Genomic DNA, 16,957 nt, shown 5'->3' with positions numbered 1-16,957 from the left:
AAGAGTGGGCAGAGGATCGTGGGGGTGGGTGCCGGAGTCACACCAACATCACCGAAATCTTGATTGTGCTATTTATGTGGGTACGGAGACAGAACGAACTATGGAATTACAACTAGCGGTTGCACAGGCTGGCGCGGCAACATCAACCAACAACAATGTCACCTCACTCGGCGCCGTTCAATCCCTCTTTTCGCAAATTGAAGCGGAACTGATGGAAAGTGAGATTTATCAACGCACCATGAACGGATTACAAACCGTCACCGAAGAGGCATTAAATCAGGCTCAGTCCTTAGTCCAGTCTCTTGGACGGGAAGCCATTCGCATCGCTGTTCGCCAAATTGCCCAGCGTTATCACGTGGCGCCCAATCTGCCGAAAAGTAAAGTCGTGTCCATTAATACTAAAAATGTGGCCGCTACGGAAGTTGAAGACTCTGGGGAAGAACAGACCTCAGACAGTCACCCCGTCGCGGAAACACCCAAACAGTCTACCCCTATCCCCATATTGCGACCGGAAACTGAGTCGCCCACTGAAGCGAAAAACCACTTCCTGAAACTTCATAAGAGAATGAGCAAAGCCCAACGCGCCCAACTCGCGATTCAAGAACGCAACGAAATTTGTCAGCAAATTGGTCACGCTCTCAAAGAAGCCCGAGAAGCCCAAGGAATGTCGATTGGTCAATTACACAGCAAAACATTAGTTCAAGTGTTTTACATTAAAGCCCTTGAAGAAGGCAGAATTGATCAACTGCCCGAGGACATTTACTTACGGGGCTTTATTCGCCGCTTAGGGAATACCTTGGGATTGGATGGTAAGACCTTAGCGGAGGCATTACCGAAATCCATACAGCCCAATAATGCGGTTCCCTCCTGGTATTCTCCGGGGTTGAATGGAGGTGTGGGGCAAGTGACCTCCCTGCATATGTATTTAGGCTATACCGCCCTTGTCGCTGGTGCGGTAGGAGGATTAGCTTGGTTATCGTCTCATCAAGAAAGTGTCAGTGCTATTGTGGATACTGAGGCTTTACCCACTCCAGAATCCGTGTCCCAGTCCTCTAAACATAGTCAAAAGGTTATCCCGCAAGAACAAACCACCAGCATTGCTCCCCCAGAGTTAATGAATAATTGAATCAGGGAACGGGAAACGGGGAACAGGGAACGGGAATCGGGAATCGGTGTAGGGGCGCAATGCTTGCGCCCTAGGGAGTCGGGAATAGGCACTCATGCAACAGTAATCAACCCATCTCCCCCCTCTCCCCACCCGGAGCAGAGTTATTCAGCAAACCCTAGATAAAACGGCGGCGTTTCCTCTCACTCCTTCCGGGGAGGAAACGCCGCCGGAATTTTGACTTGTTCGCCCGGTTTACCTTTCCTCTCGGGGGGAAAAAGAAAATGCCACTTTTTCTCCCCAAGTTTTTCATATTTGGGTGTTAATCTAATGATTACTGGTAAAGTTAACTTCAGCCTGTTATTAGTTGACTGAAGTTACTGTTAACCTAATCAGATCACTTTTCCTAGGCTCAAGGGAACGGGTGGTAAAGATTCCATCTCTCTATCATAGACAGTCACAACTCCACTCAATTCCCAGTGACCTCCAGAAGGAGGGATTAAGATTTACCCATTCATTGTTTACTAGGCAAGACGGTCATGAAGACGCAATCCTATGAAGAAATCAGAACAAACTATCCCGAAGGAAGAGAATTAATTGAGTCTTCCTATCTATCATCTGTCTCTGGATTGGATCAGCCAAAGGATTGTCTCATGCCTCAAGACCTCAGCCCTTATGACTCCCAACAAGTCTCCTCGCTCTCCTTTAACCAAGTGGTGAATAATATTAAACGGATTGAACGCCTCTATGTGATTTACTCAGAAATTCTCCAATATCGCTGGATTTCAACGGCAGAAGTGGCTTTAGTGCGAGAATTGGCCAGTATAACCTCTCTTGCGGCAGAACATCGGTTAATGATTTACCGCATTCTACACATGGTTGATAAAAACCGAGTTGAGGTTGTGGAAACGTCAAGTTGGTCTTGTTCTAATCACGCTATCACGAATTTACTGGAATGCTTGGTCTAGCTTGACGCTGGGGTTGAGGTGGCATTTTGCAGTTGTCGAGTGCGCTCTAAACGGTTATAAATACGGGTTTTGAGTTGGGAAAGGTTAACGGGTTTAGAGAGGTAGTCGTCGGCCCCTCGGTCGGGCATAGGCGGGTTGGGTTGATCTTTAAGAGCAGGAGTGAGGAGAAGAATGGGTAGAACTTTCCAAGTGGGATCATTGCGAATGACTTGGCAAAGTTCCAGTCCGCTAATATGGGGCATTTCCAGAGCCAAAATTAATAAATCGGGTTTGATTTGGGTGAGGAGTTGCCAAGACTGGCGGGGATCTGAACAGGTGTGAATGGTGAACCCTTCTGGGGTCAGGGTGGTTTTAGCGTCTTGGAGGAAGGTGAGATCATCATCAATGATCAGGAGATGGGTGGGGGGGCATTGATGGTCTTGTAAGGTGTGTTGGATGAATTGAAAGACTTGGGCTGGGGTGAGGGGTTTAACCAGAAAGCCTTTCCCACCTAGGCGGGCAACGGTGAGACGTTCGGCAAAGCGATCGCCTACAGTCATCACTAAAACCGGAATTTTCGGGTAACGGGTGGTGAAATACTTTAAACTTGCCCACTCCCCTTGAGGATCTAACAGAATTAGGTCGGGGGTTTCTTGTTTGAGGAAGGTTTTAGCTTGTTTGAGGTGAGCCACACTAGCCACCCGTACAGACCACTGGGGGGCAGTGCTGGTCAGTTGTTCCACCCAAGCGGAATTAGGGTCAATGATCAGCACGAGGGGAAAGGTGGAGGGGGGATCAATGTGTTGGCGGAGGGTTTGCAGCAGTTGGGTCAGGATTGGGGGGGAGGTGGTGGTTAAGTCCAGGAGTTGGTGTTCGAGTTGCCGGGAGAGTAGAGAGGCTTCTGGAAAACCATACATTCCCAAAGATCCGACCAACTTATGAGCTTGTTGGGCGGCATCCTCCTGTAGGTCTGGGCTAAGGGTGTTTTTCCCCCAGGCGGCGATCGCCTGTTCAATCACCATCAAGCGCTTAAGAATTGCAGGTTTAAACTGTTCCCATGCTTGCTGAACCGCTTGTCGGGTTTTTTCCGCTTTACTCGGGACAGGAGACTCCGGCGGCTTTTTATCAGGCAACGCTCTAAGCCGATAACCCACCCCATAGATAGTTTCAATCAGTTGATCCGCCTCTACAGCCTTTAATTTACGCCGTAACCCCTTAATATGCGCTCGGATAGTATCATCACTCGGAGGATCTTCAAACGACCATAAATGCTCTAAAATCGTGCTTTTATTAAACACTCGCTTGGGATTACGTAAAAACAGTTCCAACAAAGCATATTCTTTCGGCGAGAGATCCACAGGTTGCCCCTTGTAGTTGACATCACAACTACTGGGATCTAACGTCAACTCTTCCCAGGCCAAAATTGGCGCACCTGAAGCACTTTGTCGCCGCAACAGGGCGCGAATCCGGGCAAAAAGTTCAGAAATCGTACAAGGTTTGACCACATAATCATCGGCCCCCGCATCCAGTCCGGTCACTTTATCAGAACTGGAGTCCCGAGCCGTTAACATCAAGATAGGAGTGTGGCAGTCTTCTTGACGTAAACGTTGACACAGAGCAATCCCATTGAGCTTGGGTAAACTAACATCTAAGAGAATGAGGTCATAGGTGAAAGATTGGGCATAATCCCATCCTTCCTCACCATCATAGGCAACATCCACCACATAATTCTGATCCGTTAGGGCTTGACTAAGGGTTTGAGCTAGTATGTCATCGTCTTCAACCAGTAAAAGTCTCATGGGATGCCTGAGAGCGCAGAGTGTGGGGTGTGTTAGAAACTATCCTAGCGGGTTAAGGGGTCAAAAATATGATATCTCTCCCATTACGCCCTTAGTGGTTTGCTTGATGGTGCGTCAGTCTTAACCATCTTGTAACCGCCACAAGTAGAGAACAATCCGCGAAAAATACACTAATCCGCAATATTATTGAAAATTTTCCCGATTTAAAACCATGAAAAAACTTTTCGTCACAGGAGCCAGTGGCTTTCTCGGGTGGAATCTCTGCCAACTGGTTCAAAAGGAATGGGAGGTTTACGGAACTTACTCCTCCCATCCCCTCACCCTACCCGGTGTTCACCTCTGCCCAATCGATCTCACCCAAACCTCAGCCTTAACGACACTCTTCCGAGACATCAAACCCGATGCCGTCATTCACACTGCCGCCGCCTCCAAACCCAACTATTGCCAAACCCACCCCGAAGCCTCCTATAAAATCAATGTAACCGCTTCCCTCCACCTAGCGGAATTATGTGCCGAGGCTGACATCCCCTGTGTCTTCACCTCCACTGATTTAGTCTTTGATGGGTTTAACCCCCCCTACAGCGAAACCTCCCCCGTTTGTCCTCTCAGCATTTATGGAGAACAAAAAGCCGAAGCAGAACAGGGAATGTTAGCCCGTTATCCCAAAACAGCCGTCTGTCGTCTGCCTCTCATGTTTGGAGTCGCCGCCCCTACAGCCGAGAGTTTTATTCAACCTTTTATTCAAACCCTGCGGGCTGAACAAGAATTAAAACTATTTACCGATGAGTTCCGAATGCCCGTGAGCGCAAAAACCGCCACAGAAGGGTTATTACTCGCCCTAGAAAAGGTTTCTGGGATTATTCACTTGGGGGGTAAAGAAAGACTATCTCGTTATGAATTTGGTTGCTTAATGGTAGAGGTTTTAGGTTTACCCAGCACAGGGTTAATCGGCTGTTCTCAAAAAGAGGTTAAAATGGCTGCCCCCCGTCCGGCTGATCTCTCCTTAGATAGTGCCAAGGCCTTTAGTTTGGGTTACAATCCCCCCTCACTACGCGCCGCATTAACGGAACTGCGGGGGGTCGTATAAAAGAGTCAATCGTGACTAGGGTCTGCTGAATATCCCTCTAAGCAGTGTTACTAGGACTTTTAGCCGTTTATACCAAATTAAATAGACTTGAGGGCAAAAACCTGAATTTCCCCTGTTCCCTGTTCCCTAGCCCCACGAGTAGAGTTATTCAGCACGCCCTAACTATTTGACCTCAATTTTCAAATTCATATCCGAGTAGCGCTTAATCGTATCATTGAAAATACGAGAAACCCCCGTGCCATTAGAGGCACTCACTAAAACTACAGAAAATTCAATGTTATGATCCGGACTTGTCACCTTATCACAAGCTTCGCGGATATTGTATTCAATGCGCCGGAATAAATTGCGGGCATATTCATCAACACTGGCTAAACTGACTCCCGGAATACAGCCCATTGCGACGACTTTCTCTAGTAAATCTATTTTATTGATCACTAATGTTGTACTGATTAAGTTATGACTATAAACGGTAGAAAAAACAATTTCTAAAATGGCTGGAACAATGTACTCTAAATGTTGTTCAACCCGCTTGCGGATTTTCATTTCTGTATCGACTGATAACCACTCAAGTAATTCGTAGGTATCTAAAGGACGACCATTTTTTTCGATGCGAGGGGCAATATCTACAATGAAAAAGACCCCATTCACTAAACGCTGTCCGGGGGGGCCAATGACTTTAGAGGACGCATTGAGGGTGTTTTGTGAGGGAGATTGCCCTTGATAGTCAGAAATCACAACCCGACAGCGCCGTTTTGTTTCGAGGTCTAAGTATTTTTCCGCTGTGTAATAGGCAAAATATTTAGTCGCTTGTTCTGGTCGAACTTCTCCCCCCAACCAACTTTTAATCAGGGTTGTTTTACCGCTCCCTCCCCGACCATAAAGATAAAATCGAACGGCTGGATGGCGGAGGTTGGCATCATCCCGAAAGTTATCAATCAAGTCCCACCAGACGCGGGTTGTGGCGGCAACGGAGATGATGGGGAACACGGCCACCAGTAAAATACTAATTAACATTGGCCCGGCGGGGGAGCCTGACCCATGAATTAGTACGACGGCTACCATAGCCAAGACGACCAATAAGACAAAAATTAATATCCTGCGTCCTGTCATTGTGTTACGTTCCCTGCGTTAACCACATTACGACTATTTGACGATTCATGAATGTCTGCTCTGAGCGAGCATTCTAGAATCCCTTGTTTCCTGAACCGAGGAAACAGCAAGATGGGATGGTGACATCATCTTAATCTTGGTAGTTGCTCAATGAAAGAACATTGTAACCCTGTGGGTTAAATGTCTAGTCTTGTGCTGGACTTATACAATCCCAAATCTGCTGGTAGATGCTGGGGAGACAAGTTTATTGTATTTTACTCTGAACAGCTTAGAATCTCTTTCTCTCATGCGAGGGACAACAGAATTTTCCGGATGATTCCAGTGTATTTTATAACACGAGAGAAAAATCAGTGGATGCTCTGCCCTAATGAGGCGTTGATCTGGACACGGGATCATGGGGATCAATTATGATACTCAGGATAGCGTGATTTTTCGGGATTTGTGATCAATTTTCTGGATGTGATTAAGGGTGATTGTTTTTACCTAATGCGCCTGGTGTGCCTGGAATGGTTGTTTTGGGGGAACAGGTGAGGATCATAATGACGAGGGTGAGGATATAGGGGGCGGCGTTGAAGAGGTAATAGTAGGAGTCTATGCCGACGGATTGTAGGGCGGGGCCGAGGGCTTGGGAACCGCCAAAGAGGAGGGAGGCGTAGAAGCATTGGATGGGGTTCCAGTGGGCGAAAATGACGAGGGCAACGGCCATGAGGCCTTGTCCACTGGAAATGAGTTCGTTCCAAGAGCCGGGATAGTAAAGGGAGAGGGACGCGCCGCCGATTCCGGCTAAACTACTCCCGGCCATAATACTGAGCATTCGGACTTTAAAGACGGAAATTCCCATTGCTCGGGCGGCTTGGGGACTGTCGCCCACGGCTCGGACGAGGAGGCCCCAACGGGTGGCGGTGAAGAACCACTGCATGAGGGGGGCGAGGAGGGCACCGAGGAGGAAGAGGGGGCTGACTTTTAGGGCGGCTTGGACTTGGGGAAGGTTGCTCCAGTTGCCCCACTCAAAGGCGATGAGACGGGGGGCGACGGGCTGAATGAAGGGTTTGCCGAAGAAGAAGGCAATCCCACTGCCGAAGATAATCATGGCGATGCCTACGGCGACATCGTTGACGCGGGGCTGTTGGCAGAGCCACCCTTGAATGATGCCTAGTGCCATGCCTGCGAGGGCGGCGACGAGAACGCCGCACCAGGGGGCGAAGATGGGGCTGAGTTGGTCTTGGGTGAGGTAGGAGATGGCGTAGGCGCTCATGGCTCCTGTGAGTAGGACTCCTTCTAAACCGAGGTTAATTTTGCCGCTTTTTTCGGTTAAACATTCGCCTAAACTGACGAAGAGAAAGGGAATACTGCCTCGAAGGGTTCCGGCTGCGATCGCCAAGGGCACACCCCACCATCCTAACGCTTGGGTCATGAGCTACTGTTTTTTTGGGCTAAGAACGCCCCCATTATAAGCAGGGGTAGGGGCGCAAGCTCTAAAAATACCGTTTTTCTAACCAGATTCGGACTTCCTGTTCGGTCAGATAACGCTGGCGTTCTTGGGTTACGGGATCATAGACTTGATAGTAAATTTGTTCGGAATTGTCTCGCTCTAGCCTAATTTTGGGTTCATTATTGCCGAGTAGCCACTGAAACAGACGATGCAGCAGGTCTTGGGTGAGTTTTCGACCCCGACGGGATGGGGTGGAAGCGGGCTTAAGGGGAACGGTGGTGGAGGATAGGGGGAGAAAGGAGGGCTGTGTTTTCATGGGCTGAACCGGGTTAAATCATCTATGTTTAATTATCTGTATTTCTTGAGCAATCGAACAGCAGCAGTTATGATGAATTGTAATCATAACAGTTTTGATTTTGATAAGTGTTCTGGTTATTTTTGAGGAGAACTGTGTTGTTCCCTGCCTAAACCCCTAAATTGAGGGCAAATGAAAGTACAATTGCTGGAAAAAACGAAAGAGCAAAATCTCTATGAGCAAGTGGCGGAACGGTTACGGGCGTTGATTTGGGAGGGAACGTTGCAACCGGGCGATCGCCTGCCTTCAGTGCGCAAACTCCGCCAACAGTTCTCCGTCAGCATTTCAACGGTTTTAGAAGCCTATCGCCTTCTAGAAGATGAAGGGTTAATCACCGCCCGCCCCCAGTCTGGATACTATGTCAAACGCCTTTTACCCGTCCCCCCAGCACTCCCCCAAACCTCCACCCCCCCCTCTCTCCCTTGTGCCGTTGATACCTCGGTTGCTTTTCAGGTGCGGGCAGCCATGCAGCACCCGGAAATTATCCAATTGGGGGCAGCTATATCCTCCCCGGATTTATTCCCCAGTCAGGCCTTAAACCGCCTGATGGGGCAGGTAATGCGCGCTCAACCCCAAAAAGTTCATGGTTACGGCATTCCGCCCGGTTGTGAGGCGTTGCGCCATGAGGTGGCCAAGCGGTTGATGGATGCAGGCTGTTCGGTGGTGCCGGATCAAATTCTCTCGACCAACGGCACGACGGAGGCGGTTTATTTAGGGTTACGAGTGGTGACTAAACCGGGGGATACGGTGGCCATAGAATCCCCTTGTTATTATGGCCTGTTGGAAACCTTGGCGGCGCTTCATCTTAAGGCGTTGGAAATTCCCACCCATCCCGTTGAGGGGATTTCTTTGGAGTATTTAGAAACGGCGCTGGCACAGGGGAAAGTGGCCGCTTGTGCTTTGGTGTCCAACTTTAGCAACCCTTCGGGGCATTGTATGAGTGACCAGAAGAAAAAACAACTGGTGGCGTTGTTAACTCATTATCAAGTTCCCCTGATTGAGGATGATGTTTATGGTGAAATTTATTTTGAGGCGGCTCGTCCCAAGGCGATTAAGGCGTTTGATACGGAGGGGTTAGTTTTATATTGTGCTTCGGTGAGTAAGATTCTCTCGCCCGGTTTACGGGTGGGGTGGTTGGTGCCTGGACGTTATCAGGGGCAGGTGGAACTGTTGAAAATTGCGGTTAATGTGACAACGGCGATCGCACCCCAACTGACTGTAGCGGCTTTTCTGGCGAATGGTGGCTATGATCGGCATTTACGCCACCTACGCCGAGCTTATCAAACCCAAATGGCTCGCATGACTCAAGCCATCTGCGAGTATTTCCCCCCCGAAACCCGCGTTTCCCGCCCTCAAGGGGGCCATGTGCTTTGGTTGGAACTCCCCTCCCATTTTGACAGCATGATTTTATATCGAGAGGCTTTAGAGCAACAGATTAGTATTGCACCGGGGATTATTTTTTCCCCCTCAGAAAGTTATCGCAACTGTTTACGTTTGAATGCGGGGTTGCTTTGGTCGTCGGAATTAGATCACGCCATCCAGACGCTAGGATTATTGACGAAACAGCAACTTGCCCGGCAGTTTTTGGCGCAAACCGAGATGAATCAATGATGTAGGGTCTGCTGTTCATTTCGTGACGCTCCGCGTTCACTTCGTGACGCTTCGCGAACGCGAAGCGTTGCGTAGCAATATATCCCTCTAAGCATTGTTACTAGGACTTTCGATTGGGAGCGAGAAGGTGCAAGGTTTTAGGAATAAAGAATCAAAAAGGCTTGCGCTTTTCCGATTCCCCCTGTTCCCTACCCCCAAGAGCAGAGTTATTCAGCCAGCCTGATGTAGTCCAGTGCCTAATAAATACAGAAGAGCCATGCGTACAGCCACTCCACTGGTGACTTGTTGATTAATTAAACTCAAACGAGGATCATCCATTAAATCGGAACTGAGTTCTACTCCACGATTGACGGGGCCGGGGTGGAGGATTTTAACCTCGGGATGGCAGAGTTGCAGGCGATCGCGTGTAATGCCAAATTGTTGATGATATTCCCGTAAACTAGGCAGGAGATTCTGGGTCATCCGCTCTTTTTGTAAGCGCAAGGTCATGACAAAATCCGCGTCTTGGAGGGCGGGGGGGAGTTCCCAGTGTAGCGTTACTTGACCCATCTCTGCGAAGAGGGAGGGGAGGAGGGTAGGGGGGGCGGCCAAATGGACATCGGCTCCGGCCGCGCTTAAACTCCAGATATTAGACCGGGCAACACGGGAATGGAGAATATCCCCGACGATAGCGATTTTTTTTCCCGCGAGACAGTCCAGACGAGGGGATTCAAAGTCAATCAGGGAACAGAGGGTAAATAAATCTAGGAGGGCTTGGGAGGGGTGTTCATGTAATCCATCTCCGGCATTTAAAACTTTAACGCCTGTTTGGAGGTGATCCATGGCTTGGGCGATCGCACCGGGAACTCCAGATTGGCGATGACGAATAACCATCAGGTTAGCGCCCATTGCCCAATAGGTCTTAGCGGTGTCTAAAATCGTCTCTCCTTTGGTTAAGGAGGAGGTACCGGGGGCAAAGTTCAGGGTATCAGCCGACAGGCGTTTAGCGGCCAGTTCAAAGCTGCTGCGGGTGCGGGTGGAGGGTTCAAAAAAGAGGTTCGCAACGACTTGTCCTTGTAGGGCGGGGACTTTTTTGGTGCGACGGGAGAGGACTTCACGGAAACTAGCGGCGGTTTGTAGAACTGTATCATACTCCCTCGGGCTAAAGTCGGCGAGGGAGAGGACATGATGGCGAGTCCATGAGGTGGTTTCAGTCATTTTATCCAGATGGGGGCAAGATCAGGGTGAATAGTGGTTAATGAACACATACAGCACAATTTCCCCCTATGAAGCTTAACCCAAAATGGGGGTCTTCTTCTCTGCTGGGTCTAATGGTCTTGTTGGTGAGCGCTTGTGGTTCATTCAATGCCCCGGCAGATGTTGCCCCATCCCCCCATATTTTAACCTTAGAACCCACTTCTGAGTTACCCGCCTATATCACCCTAGAAACGCCCTCTACAACGACGGCAACGCTGGCGGTGGAGGTGTTTTATCCTGATAGCAATTGTGAACAGTTGGTGCCGGAAACGGTCACAGTGGACTTACAGGATGGAATGGAGGAGGCGATCGCACAAGTTTTGAAAAAAAGCGCTCGGGCTGATATTGCCATTGCCGGATACCAGGTCACGGTAAATGCTCAAGGTCTGGCAACGGTTGATTTTCGCCTCTCCCCTAGCAGTCCTCGCCATTTTGCCTCCCTCTCCAGTTGTGAGAAGTTCGCCCTCTTTGGTAGTGTGCGTCAAACTTTGATCAGTAATCGTCAGTGGCAAATTCAAGAGGTACGTTTTACTGAACAAGGAGCCGATTTGGTATTGTGAATAAGGGAAGAGGGAACAGGGAACAGGGAACAGGGGGAGAGGGGGAGAGGGGGAGCAGGGGAGCAGGGGAGAGGGGGAGAGGGGGAGAGAGGGAGAGGCAATCTCCTGACTCCTGACGCTTATTGCTTCGTACCTCGCAATGACATTACTTCCGACTCCCGACTCCCGACTCCCCAACTCTCGGACTTATTCAGCAAGCCCTACCTATTCCCGACTCCCTAGGGCGCAAGCATTGCGCCCCTACACCGACTCCCGACTCCCTAACATAAATTGCGATCGCCATCTCGCACATTAGGATTATGGCGCAAATAGTCCCGCAACCACAAACAGCCTTGCTCTAGCAACACCTGTAAATCCAAACTCCAGAGGTACACCGTACTATCTCCCCCTGCCGTCACCAAAATTAAACCGTCAGGACTCCAAGCAATAGCCGTGACCCGCTCCCGGTGGGCTTCCCACGTTTTTAAAAGCTGGTCATTAGTTTGCCAAATCTGCAAACGATTGTCCCAGGTGCTAGTAGCCATAATCTCCCCCGTGGGGTCAAATCGTAAATGATTAATACTGTCCGTATGACCAATTAAGGTTTTCACCACTTGTCCTTGTTGCGTCCAGAACTTAATTGTATTGTCATAACTAGCCGAAGCCAACAAAGGTTTTTCCCCATTCCTTCCCCTCAGATTCCAGTGGGGGAAAAACTGCACATCCATCACCCAACTCCGATGGCCGGCTAAATTGGACAATACCGTAGAAGCCTTATAACTATGGGGGTCAATCTGCCATAATTGGATGGTACTGTCATCACTGCCCGCCGCCAAAAAGCGACCATCAGGACTAAAAGCAACAGTATTCACCCGGGCATTGTACCCCGCCAAGGTTTGTAAGACCGTGCCTTGAGGAGTCCAGAGTTTCACCGTGCGATCGCGGCCGGCCGTGGCCAATAGGGGGAACTCGGGGTGCCACTGCACATCCGTCACCCAATCCTCATGGCCTGTAAACGTCTCCAGCAACTCACCGGTTTTCGTCCAGATTTTGATAGTGCGATCGCGGCTGGCCGTAGCGATAAACTCCCCATCCGGCGAAAAACTCACCCCCTCCACAAACCCCTCATGGCCTCGTAAATCCCCCAGAAACTCCCCCTCTCGCGTCCAGAGTTTCACCAAATTATCCCGCCCCCCCGTCACCAGTCGCTGACCATCCGGGGAAAACACCACATCATCCACCGCCCCCTGATGCCCCACCAGCGCCACCCGCGGCCGTTCCGCCAAATCCCAGACCCGAACACTCTTATCATAACTAGCCGAGGCCAACCGTTGCCCATCCCCACTAAACTGAACCGCCGTCACCCCATCCCGATGGCCTAACAGCGTCTGTAAGACCTCTCCCTGACGATTCCAGACCAGAATCCGGCCATCCTTACTCCCACTCACCAAACCCTGGCCATCGGGGCTAAAATTGACCGCAAACACCCAATCCTGATGTTCCGTGAGCGTCTGTTGTAACTCCCCCGTCCCCACCTCCCAGAGGCGAATCGTTTTATCATCCCCCGCACTGGCTAAACCCTGACCATCAGGACTAAACGCCACATAACTCACCGGCCCGCTATGACCCGTCAGAGTCTGCACCACCTCCCCCGTCAGGCTAACTAGCCGAATCGTCCCATCCCGACTGGCCGAAGCAATGAGATTCCCTTGAGGATGAACCGCGACCCAACGCACCGCATCCGGATGGCGGGTGAGAATCCCCTGCAATTCCCCCCATCTCGTCCATAATTTCACCGTGCCATCCTCTCCCCCGGTAATTAACCGTTGTCCGTCTGGGGTAAAGCGCACCGTGTAGACTATGCCTTGTTGTGCGGCAATGGTTTGAGGGGGGGCAAAATGACAGCCTACCGGCTGTAAACAAGACAGTTGACGCTCTCTCCCTCCCTGTTCCCGGTTCCGGGTTCCGGGTTCCTGGTTTAAAGTCATTGACCAGAGTTTAACCGTGCCATCCTCACTACTAGAGGCCAGTAGAGCATCTTGGGGGGTTTGACTCCAGTCTACACTGGTCACACTTTGCTCATGACCCCGCAAATTGGCTAATAACTGCCCATCGGGTCGCCATAATTTAATCAAACCATCCCGACTGGTACTAGCAATGATTTGATCTTGGGCGATAAACTGCACAGACCAAGCCACATCCTCATGGCCGGAAAAGCGGTTTTTTTCCTGTACGCCATAAATTGCCTGTTCTAAGGCGGCAATGACTTTAAATTGGGTGGCGGGGGTGATTTCGGCTTGGGAGGGTAAGGGGAAGGTTTTTAGGAGGTGTGCGGGGTCTGGGGTGATTTGGTCTTGGGCGATTCTCCCTCCGAGTTGTGCTGTTGGATTATCCCCCCTAGCCTCCCTTTGGAAGGGGGGAATGATTGTTGCTCTTTGGAAAGGGGGAATATTATCCCCCCTAGCCCCCCTTTGGAAGGGGGGAATGATTGTTGCTCTTGGGAAGGGAGGAATATTATCCCCCCTAGCCCCCCTTTGGAAGGGGGGGATACTTGCCCTGCTTGGGAGGAATGGCCACTGGGGGGCGCGATGACGTTCAAGGACATCCTCCTGTAAGGCTTTGGCGGCGCGTAGGGCTTCGAGGAGAGCATCAAAACGCTGTTCGGAAATAAACAGGGCTTCTGATGAGGTACTCAAGGCCAAGAGTTCCGCGTTCAGGGAGGCATTTTGGGCGAGACGTTGCCCTAGATTAGCCTGCCAAGCCCAATATCCGGCCGCTAAGGCTAACACCCCCATCACCCCACCGCCGACAATGGCTTTGAGTCGTTGTTTTTCGACCTTGACGAGGGCTTGCTGTTTTTGGGCAAATTGGGCTTCGATGGCTTCCACTTGCACCTGACTGTATTGCTCCCGAATCGGCCCAACGAGGTAATCATGCACCAATTGATAACGGTCTTCGGGGTCTTCAGGGAAACGCACTACTAAGCGAGAACCGACTAGAATTTCTAGGATTAAATCGAGGGAGTCCTGAGTATCGGGGGGGAGGGGAAAAAGGGGATTTGGTTTAAAAGGCCACCATTGTCTGACGGATTGGGTAGGGTCTGGAGCCGCTTGATGTTCTTTGAGGTATTGGCTTAGTTCGCTTTTGGTTTTCAGGGTGCGGGTGCCGTTGCTGGCGGTGAGGGTAAAGAGGATTTGCCAGACGACCTGACGGTTTTCAAGGCCGCAGTCGTCAATGATGGTTAGGAGGGAACGGGTGACGAGGGTGGCTTTGGGCTGTTTGCCGAGGTTCTGGTATTGGTCAAAGGTGGTGATTTGTTCGGCTTGGAGTTGCGCCCCGACGAGATGGAGTTCAATGGGGCGCACGGTGCCTCGGGGTTGGGCTAAATCGCTGACAAAGGCTTCAATTAAGCGCGGTTCAAGGTGAAACTGGGCGGCTTCGGTGAGTTGGGAAATTACTTGATGGGCGTAGTCTGGGCTGAGGTCGCCGAGTTGATAGCGAATTTGACGGTCGAGGAGGTTGTTGTTGATGGCTTCGAGGTCTACGGAACGTTCGATGTTGAGTAGGTAGTGCAGGTAATCTTCCCGTAGGGAGAGGATGATTTTAACAAAGGGCAACTGGAGGGTATCGCGTAAAAATTCATAAAATTTCTGCCGTTGGCTGTGGTCGGGGGTGAGGAAAAAGAATTCCTCGAATTGGTCAAACATCAGGACGGTGAGGATTTGCCCTTGGGCGTTTTGGTGCAGATGGGTCAATAAATCTTGTAAACGCTGTTCGGGTTGCCAGGGGGGGATGGCTTGCTGATTGGCTTCTAGGGCGGTGTCTTGAAAGGTTTTGTGGGCTTCTTGGTAGGCGAGGGTTAATTCTGCTTCCCAGTCTCGATAACGGCTTTGTAGGACGGGCAGGACTTCCCGGGCGGAGATGATTTGCCCGCGCAGTTGGGGAATGAGGCCGCCTCGGAGAAGGGTACTTTTTCCCACGCCGGAAAAGCCGTGGAGGATGGTGAGTTTATGATCATGACGGCTCATCCGTTCGAGGAGGTCGTTAATGAGGGTTTGACGACCGGAGGCGGTGATGAGGTGCTGGGAACGTTGATTTACGAGGTCTGACCAAGAGGCTACCCAACGGTCACTATGGGAGGTGGGGACTCCATGAAAGGCGCGCAGTCCACTGTATTGTTCAACAAAGTGCTTTTCTTGTTTGAGGGTGAAGGCTTTTTGATATTGTTTTTTCTGGAAGTAGAGCGATCGCAATTGTTCCAATATCGTCAGATAGAGGCGCTCTTTTTCTTTACTCTCCAGTCTGTATTGATTCCCCTCGGACCAATGATGAATTAGGGTTTCTTTGGCCTGTTCTAAGGCGGTTTGGGCGAGGTCTACTTGACCTTGCTGCATTTGAGCCTGAGCTAACAGGAGTAAGTAGTGGGCGGTGGCTTGGGCATTGGGGGCTTGTTCTTGAAGTGCGATCGCCTGTCGTGCTAACTGTTCGGCTCGTTCCCCCACTTTCGCCCCCGGTGAAGCTAAAGCCACTTGGGTTAAAAAACCATACACCCTCGCACTATGACCGGGATCATTCAGCGCCGTTGTTTGTTTGAGGGCATCTAAACTTAACCGTTGGAGAGCGTGCCAATCCTCCAATTTTTGCAGGACTCGCCCCACTTGAACGGTCATTTGATTGACTAAGGGAGTATAGAGGGGGTCTTGCAGGTTTTTCAAGCGGAAAATCTCTAAACTGGCGCTAAAACAGTATTTCGCCTCTAACCAATAAGTCCGACTGTTGACGGGTTTTTGTTGGGCTTGCCGACAGTAACATAGTCCCAAATGAAATAAAACCAGCCCCTTATGATTTAAAAAAGGGTTCACCCGTTCGCGGAGCGTCTCAGAATGAGAAAGGCGTTCCTCTCTCTGGCTTCCCCCCGCTTGTTCCCTTTGCGGGTACCTTTTACCCTGACTCCAAAATTTTAAACTGGCTTGAAAATACTCCAGCGCTTGGTCTATCTGTTGATTGCCATAAGCATCCCGCCCCAGAATAAATAACCAAGTCGCCTCACTCACGGGGTTTAGTTGGTTTTGGCTGGTTTCTACCTTGCCTTTGGCAAATTCTAACTCCTGACGAGTGCGACAACCGGGGGCTAAATCGACGGCCTCATTGGGTAAAAAATGCTCGACTCCTGCCTCTAGGAGTTGCTGAAACAGGGAGTCTGTGGTTTGCCACCATAAAACAATGGCATCCTCGGGCGCTAACTCGAATTTTAAGGAGGTGGCCGCCCAACTTTTGAAATCGGGGGCTAAACGGGTGAGTTTTTGCAGCACTTCATCCGTTACCCAGAGCAAAATGGGCAGGGGGAGGGACTTACGGAACTCATCCCGCATCTGGTTGGTGACTTCTAAGACACTTTCCAAATCTGCCACCCCGTCGAGGTTAAAGACACTTAAAGCACCGGGCAAGAGTTCGGGGGAAAACCCGCTAAATTCCTGCTCATAGACCTCGTGGAGTGTGGTAAAAAGCGTATTGAGGCGAGGAGGGAGATAAATGGGGTACAGGTAGAGGGGATCTGCTTCGGGAATCATCCCCTGTAACTGCTCCCACATTTCCTGCTGTAAGCTTTGATAGTTACAACGGAGGAGGATGAGGGTGAACTGTTCTTGAGAAAATGCGATCGCCCGCAATAATGTACTTAGGGAGCGTTGATTGTTTTCGGCGGTCAGATCGGGAACAGTAGATTCACTCATAGAT

11 protein-coding genes are annotated in these 16,957 nt (G+C 50.4%); 5 read left to right on the top strand and 6 right to left on the bottom strand.

Going from position 1 to position 16,957, the window contains the following annotated elements; genetic code table 11:
- Positions 1-100 precede the first annotated feature (100 nt).
- On the top strand, positions 101-1,126 hold the full coding sequence (locus SPI9445_RS27225; RefSeq protein ID WP_017303130.1) for a helix-turn-helix domain-containing protein: 1,026 nt from the start codon (positions 101-103) through the stop codon (positions 1,124-1,126).
- Between the two features lie 518 nt (positions 1,127-1,644).
- The gene (locus SPI9445_RS0102445; protein WP_164674454.1) at positions 1,645-2,073 is read left to right on the top strand and encodes a hypothetical protein; all 429 of its coding nucleotides are present in this window, start codon (positions 1,645-1,647) and stop codon (positions 2,071-2,073) included.
- On the opposite strand, the gene SPI9445_RS24045 is transcribed toward SPI9445_RS0102445, so the two are convergent.
- Positions 2,070-3,851, bottom strand: a complete 1,782-nt coding sequence (locus SPI9445_RS24045) for a response regulator (RefSeq protein WP_017303128.1) — start codon at positions 3,849-3,851, stop codon at positions 2,070-2,072. The genes SPI9445_RS0102445 and SPI9445_RS24045 overlap by 4 nt on opposite strands.
- Positions 3,852-4,062: 211 nt before the next feature.
- Here SPI9445_RS24045 and SPI9445_RS0102435 point away from each other — a divergent pair, with 211 nt between their 5' ends.
- The gene (locus tag SPI9445_RS0102435) at positions 4,063-4,938 is read left to right on the top strand and encodes an SDR family oxidoreductase (protein ID WP_017303127.1); all 876 of its coding nucleotides are present in this window, start codon (positions 4,063-4,065) and stop codon (positions 4,936-4,938) included.
- A gap of 162 nt (positions 4,939-5,100) precedes the next feature.
- Here the strand turns inward: SPI9445_RS0102435 and SPI9445_RS0102430 are convergent, their stop codons facing one another.
- The 3 genes from SPI9445_RS0102430 to SPI9445_RS24040 form a co-directional block, all read right to left on the bottom strand.
- Complete coding sequence (locus SPI9445_RS0102430) at positions 5,101-6,048, bottom strand: hypothetical protein (protein ID WP_017303126.1); 948 nt, start codon at positions 6,046-6,048, stop codon at positions 5,101-5,103.
- A gap of 463 nt (positions 6,049-6,511) precedes the next feature.
- Positions 6,512-7,462 carry an ABC transporter permease gene (locus SPI9445_RS0102425; protein WP_017303125.1) on the bottom strand — a complete coding sequence of 317 codons (951 nt, stop codon included), beginning with the start codon at positions 7,460-7,462 and terminating at the stop codon, positions 6,512-6,514.
- 61 nt (positions 7,463-7,523) lie between these two features.
- Positions 7,524-7,796, bottom strand: coding sequence for a hypothetical protein (locus tag SPI9445_RS24040; RefSeq protein WP_017303124.1), 273 nt, complete (start codon positions 7,794-7,796; stop codon positions 7,524-7,526).
- Positions 7,797-7,967: 171 nt separating this feature from the next.
- Between SPI9445_RS24040 and SPI9445_RS0102415 the strand changes: the two genes are divergently transcribed.
- Positions 7,968-9,446, top strand: coding sequence for an aminotransferase-like domain-containing protein (locus SPI9445_RS0102415; RefSeq protein ID WP_017303123.1), 1,479 nt, complete (start codon positions 7,968-7,970; stop codon positions 9,444-9,446).
- 210 nt (positions 9,447-9,656) lie between these two features.
- Here SPI9445_RS0102415 and SPI9445_RS0102410 read toward each other — a convergent pair whose 3' ends face one another.
- Positions 9,657-10,643 carry an aspartate carbamoyltransferase catalytic subunit gene (locus SPI9445_RS0102410; RefSeq protein WP_017303122.1) on the bottom strand — a complete coding sequence of 329 codons (987 nt, stop codon included), beginning with the start codon at positions 10,641-10,643 and terminating at the stop codon, positions 9,657-9,659.
- A gap of 68 nt (positions 10,644-10,711) precedes the next feature.
- On the opposite strand from SPI9445_RS0102410, the gene SPI9445_RS29740 reads away from it, so the two are divergent.
- Positions 10,712-11,242 carry a GerMN domain-containing protein gene (locus tag SPI9445_RS29740; RefSeq protein WP_026079473.1) on the top strand — a complete coding sequence of 177 codons (531 nt, stop codon included), beginning with the start codon at positions 10,712-10,714 and terminating at the stop codon, positions 11,240-11,242.
- A 260-nt stretch (positions 11,243-11,502) separates the two neighbouring features.
- Here SPI9445_RS29740 and SPI9445_RS27220 read toward each other — a convergent pair whose 3' ends face one another.
- Complete coding sequence (locus SPI9445_RS27220) at positions 11,503-16,953, bottom strand: WD40 repeat domain-containing protein (protein WP_017303120.1); 5,451 nt, start codon at positions 16,951-16,953, stop codon at positions 11,503-11,505.
- Between the last annotated feature and the right edge of the window lie 4 nt (positions 16,954-16,957).

Source organism: Spirulina subsalsa PCC 9445 (assembly GCF_000314005.1).
GTDB lineage: Bacteria > Cyanobacteriota > Cyanobacteriia > Cyanobacteriales > Spirulinaceae > Spirulina_A > Spirulina_A subsalsa.
Note: the sequence above shows the minus strand (reverse complement) of the source record. Positions and strands in the feature narration are given on the sequence as shown.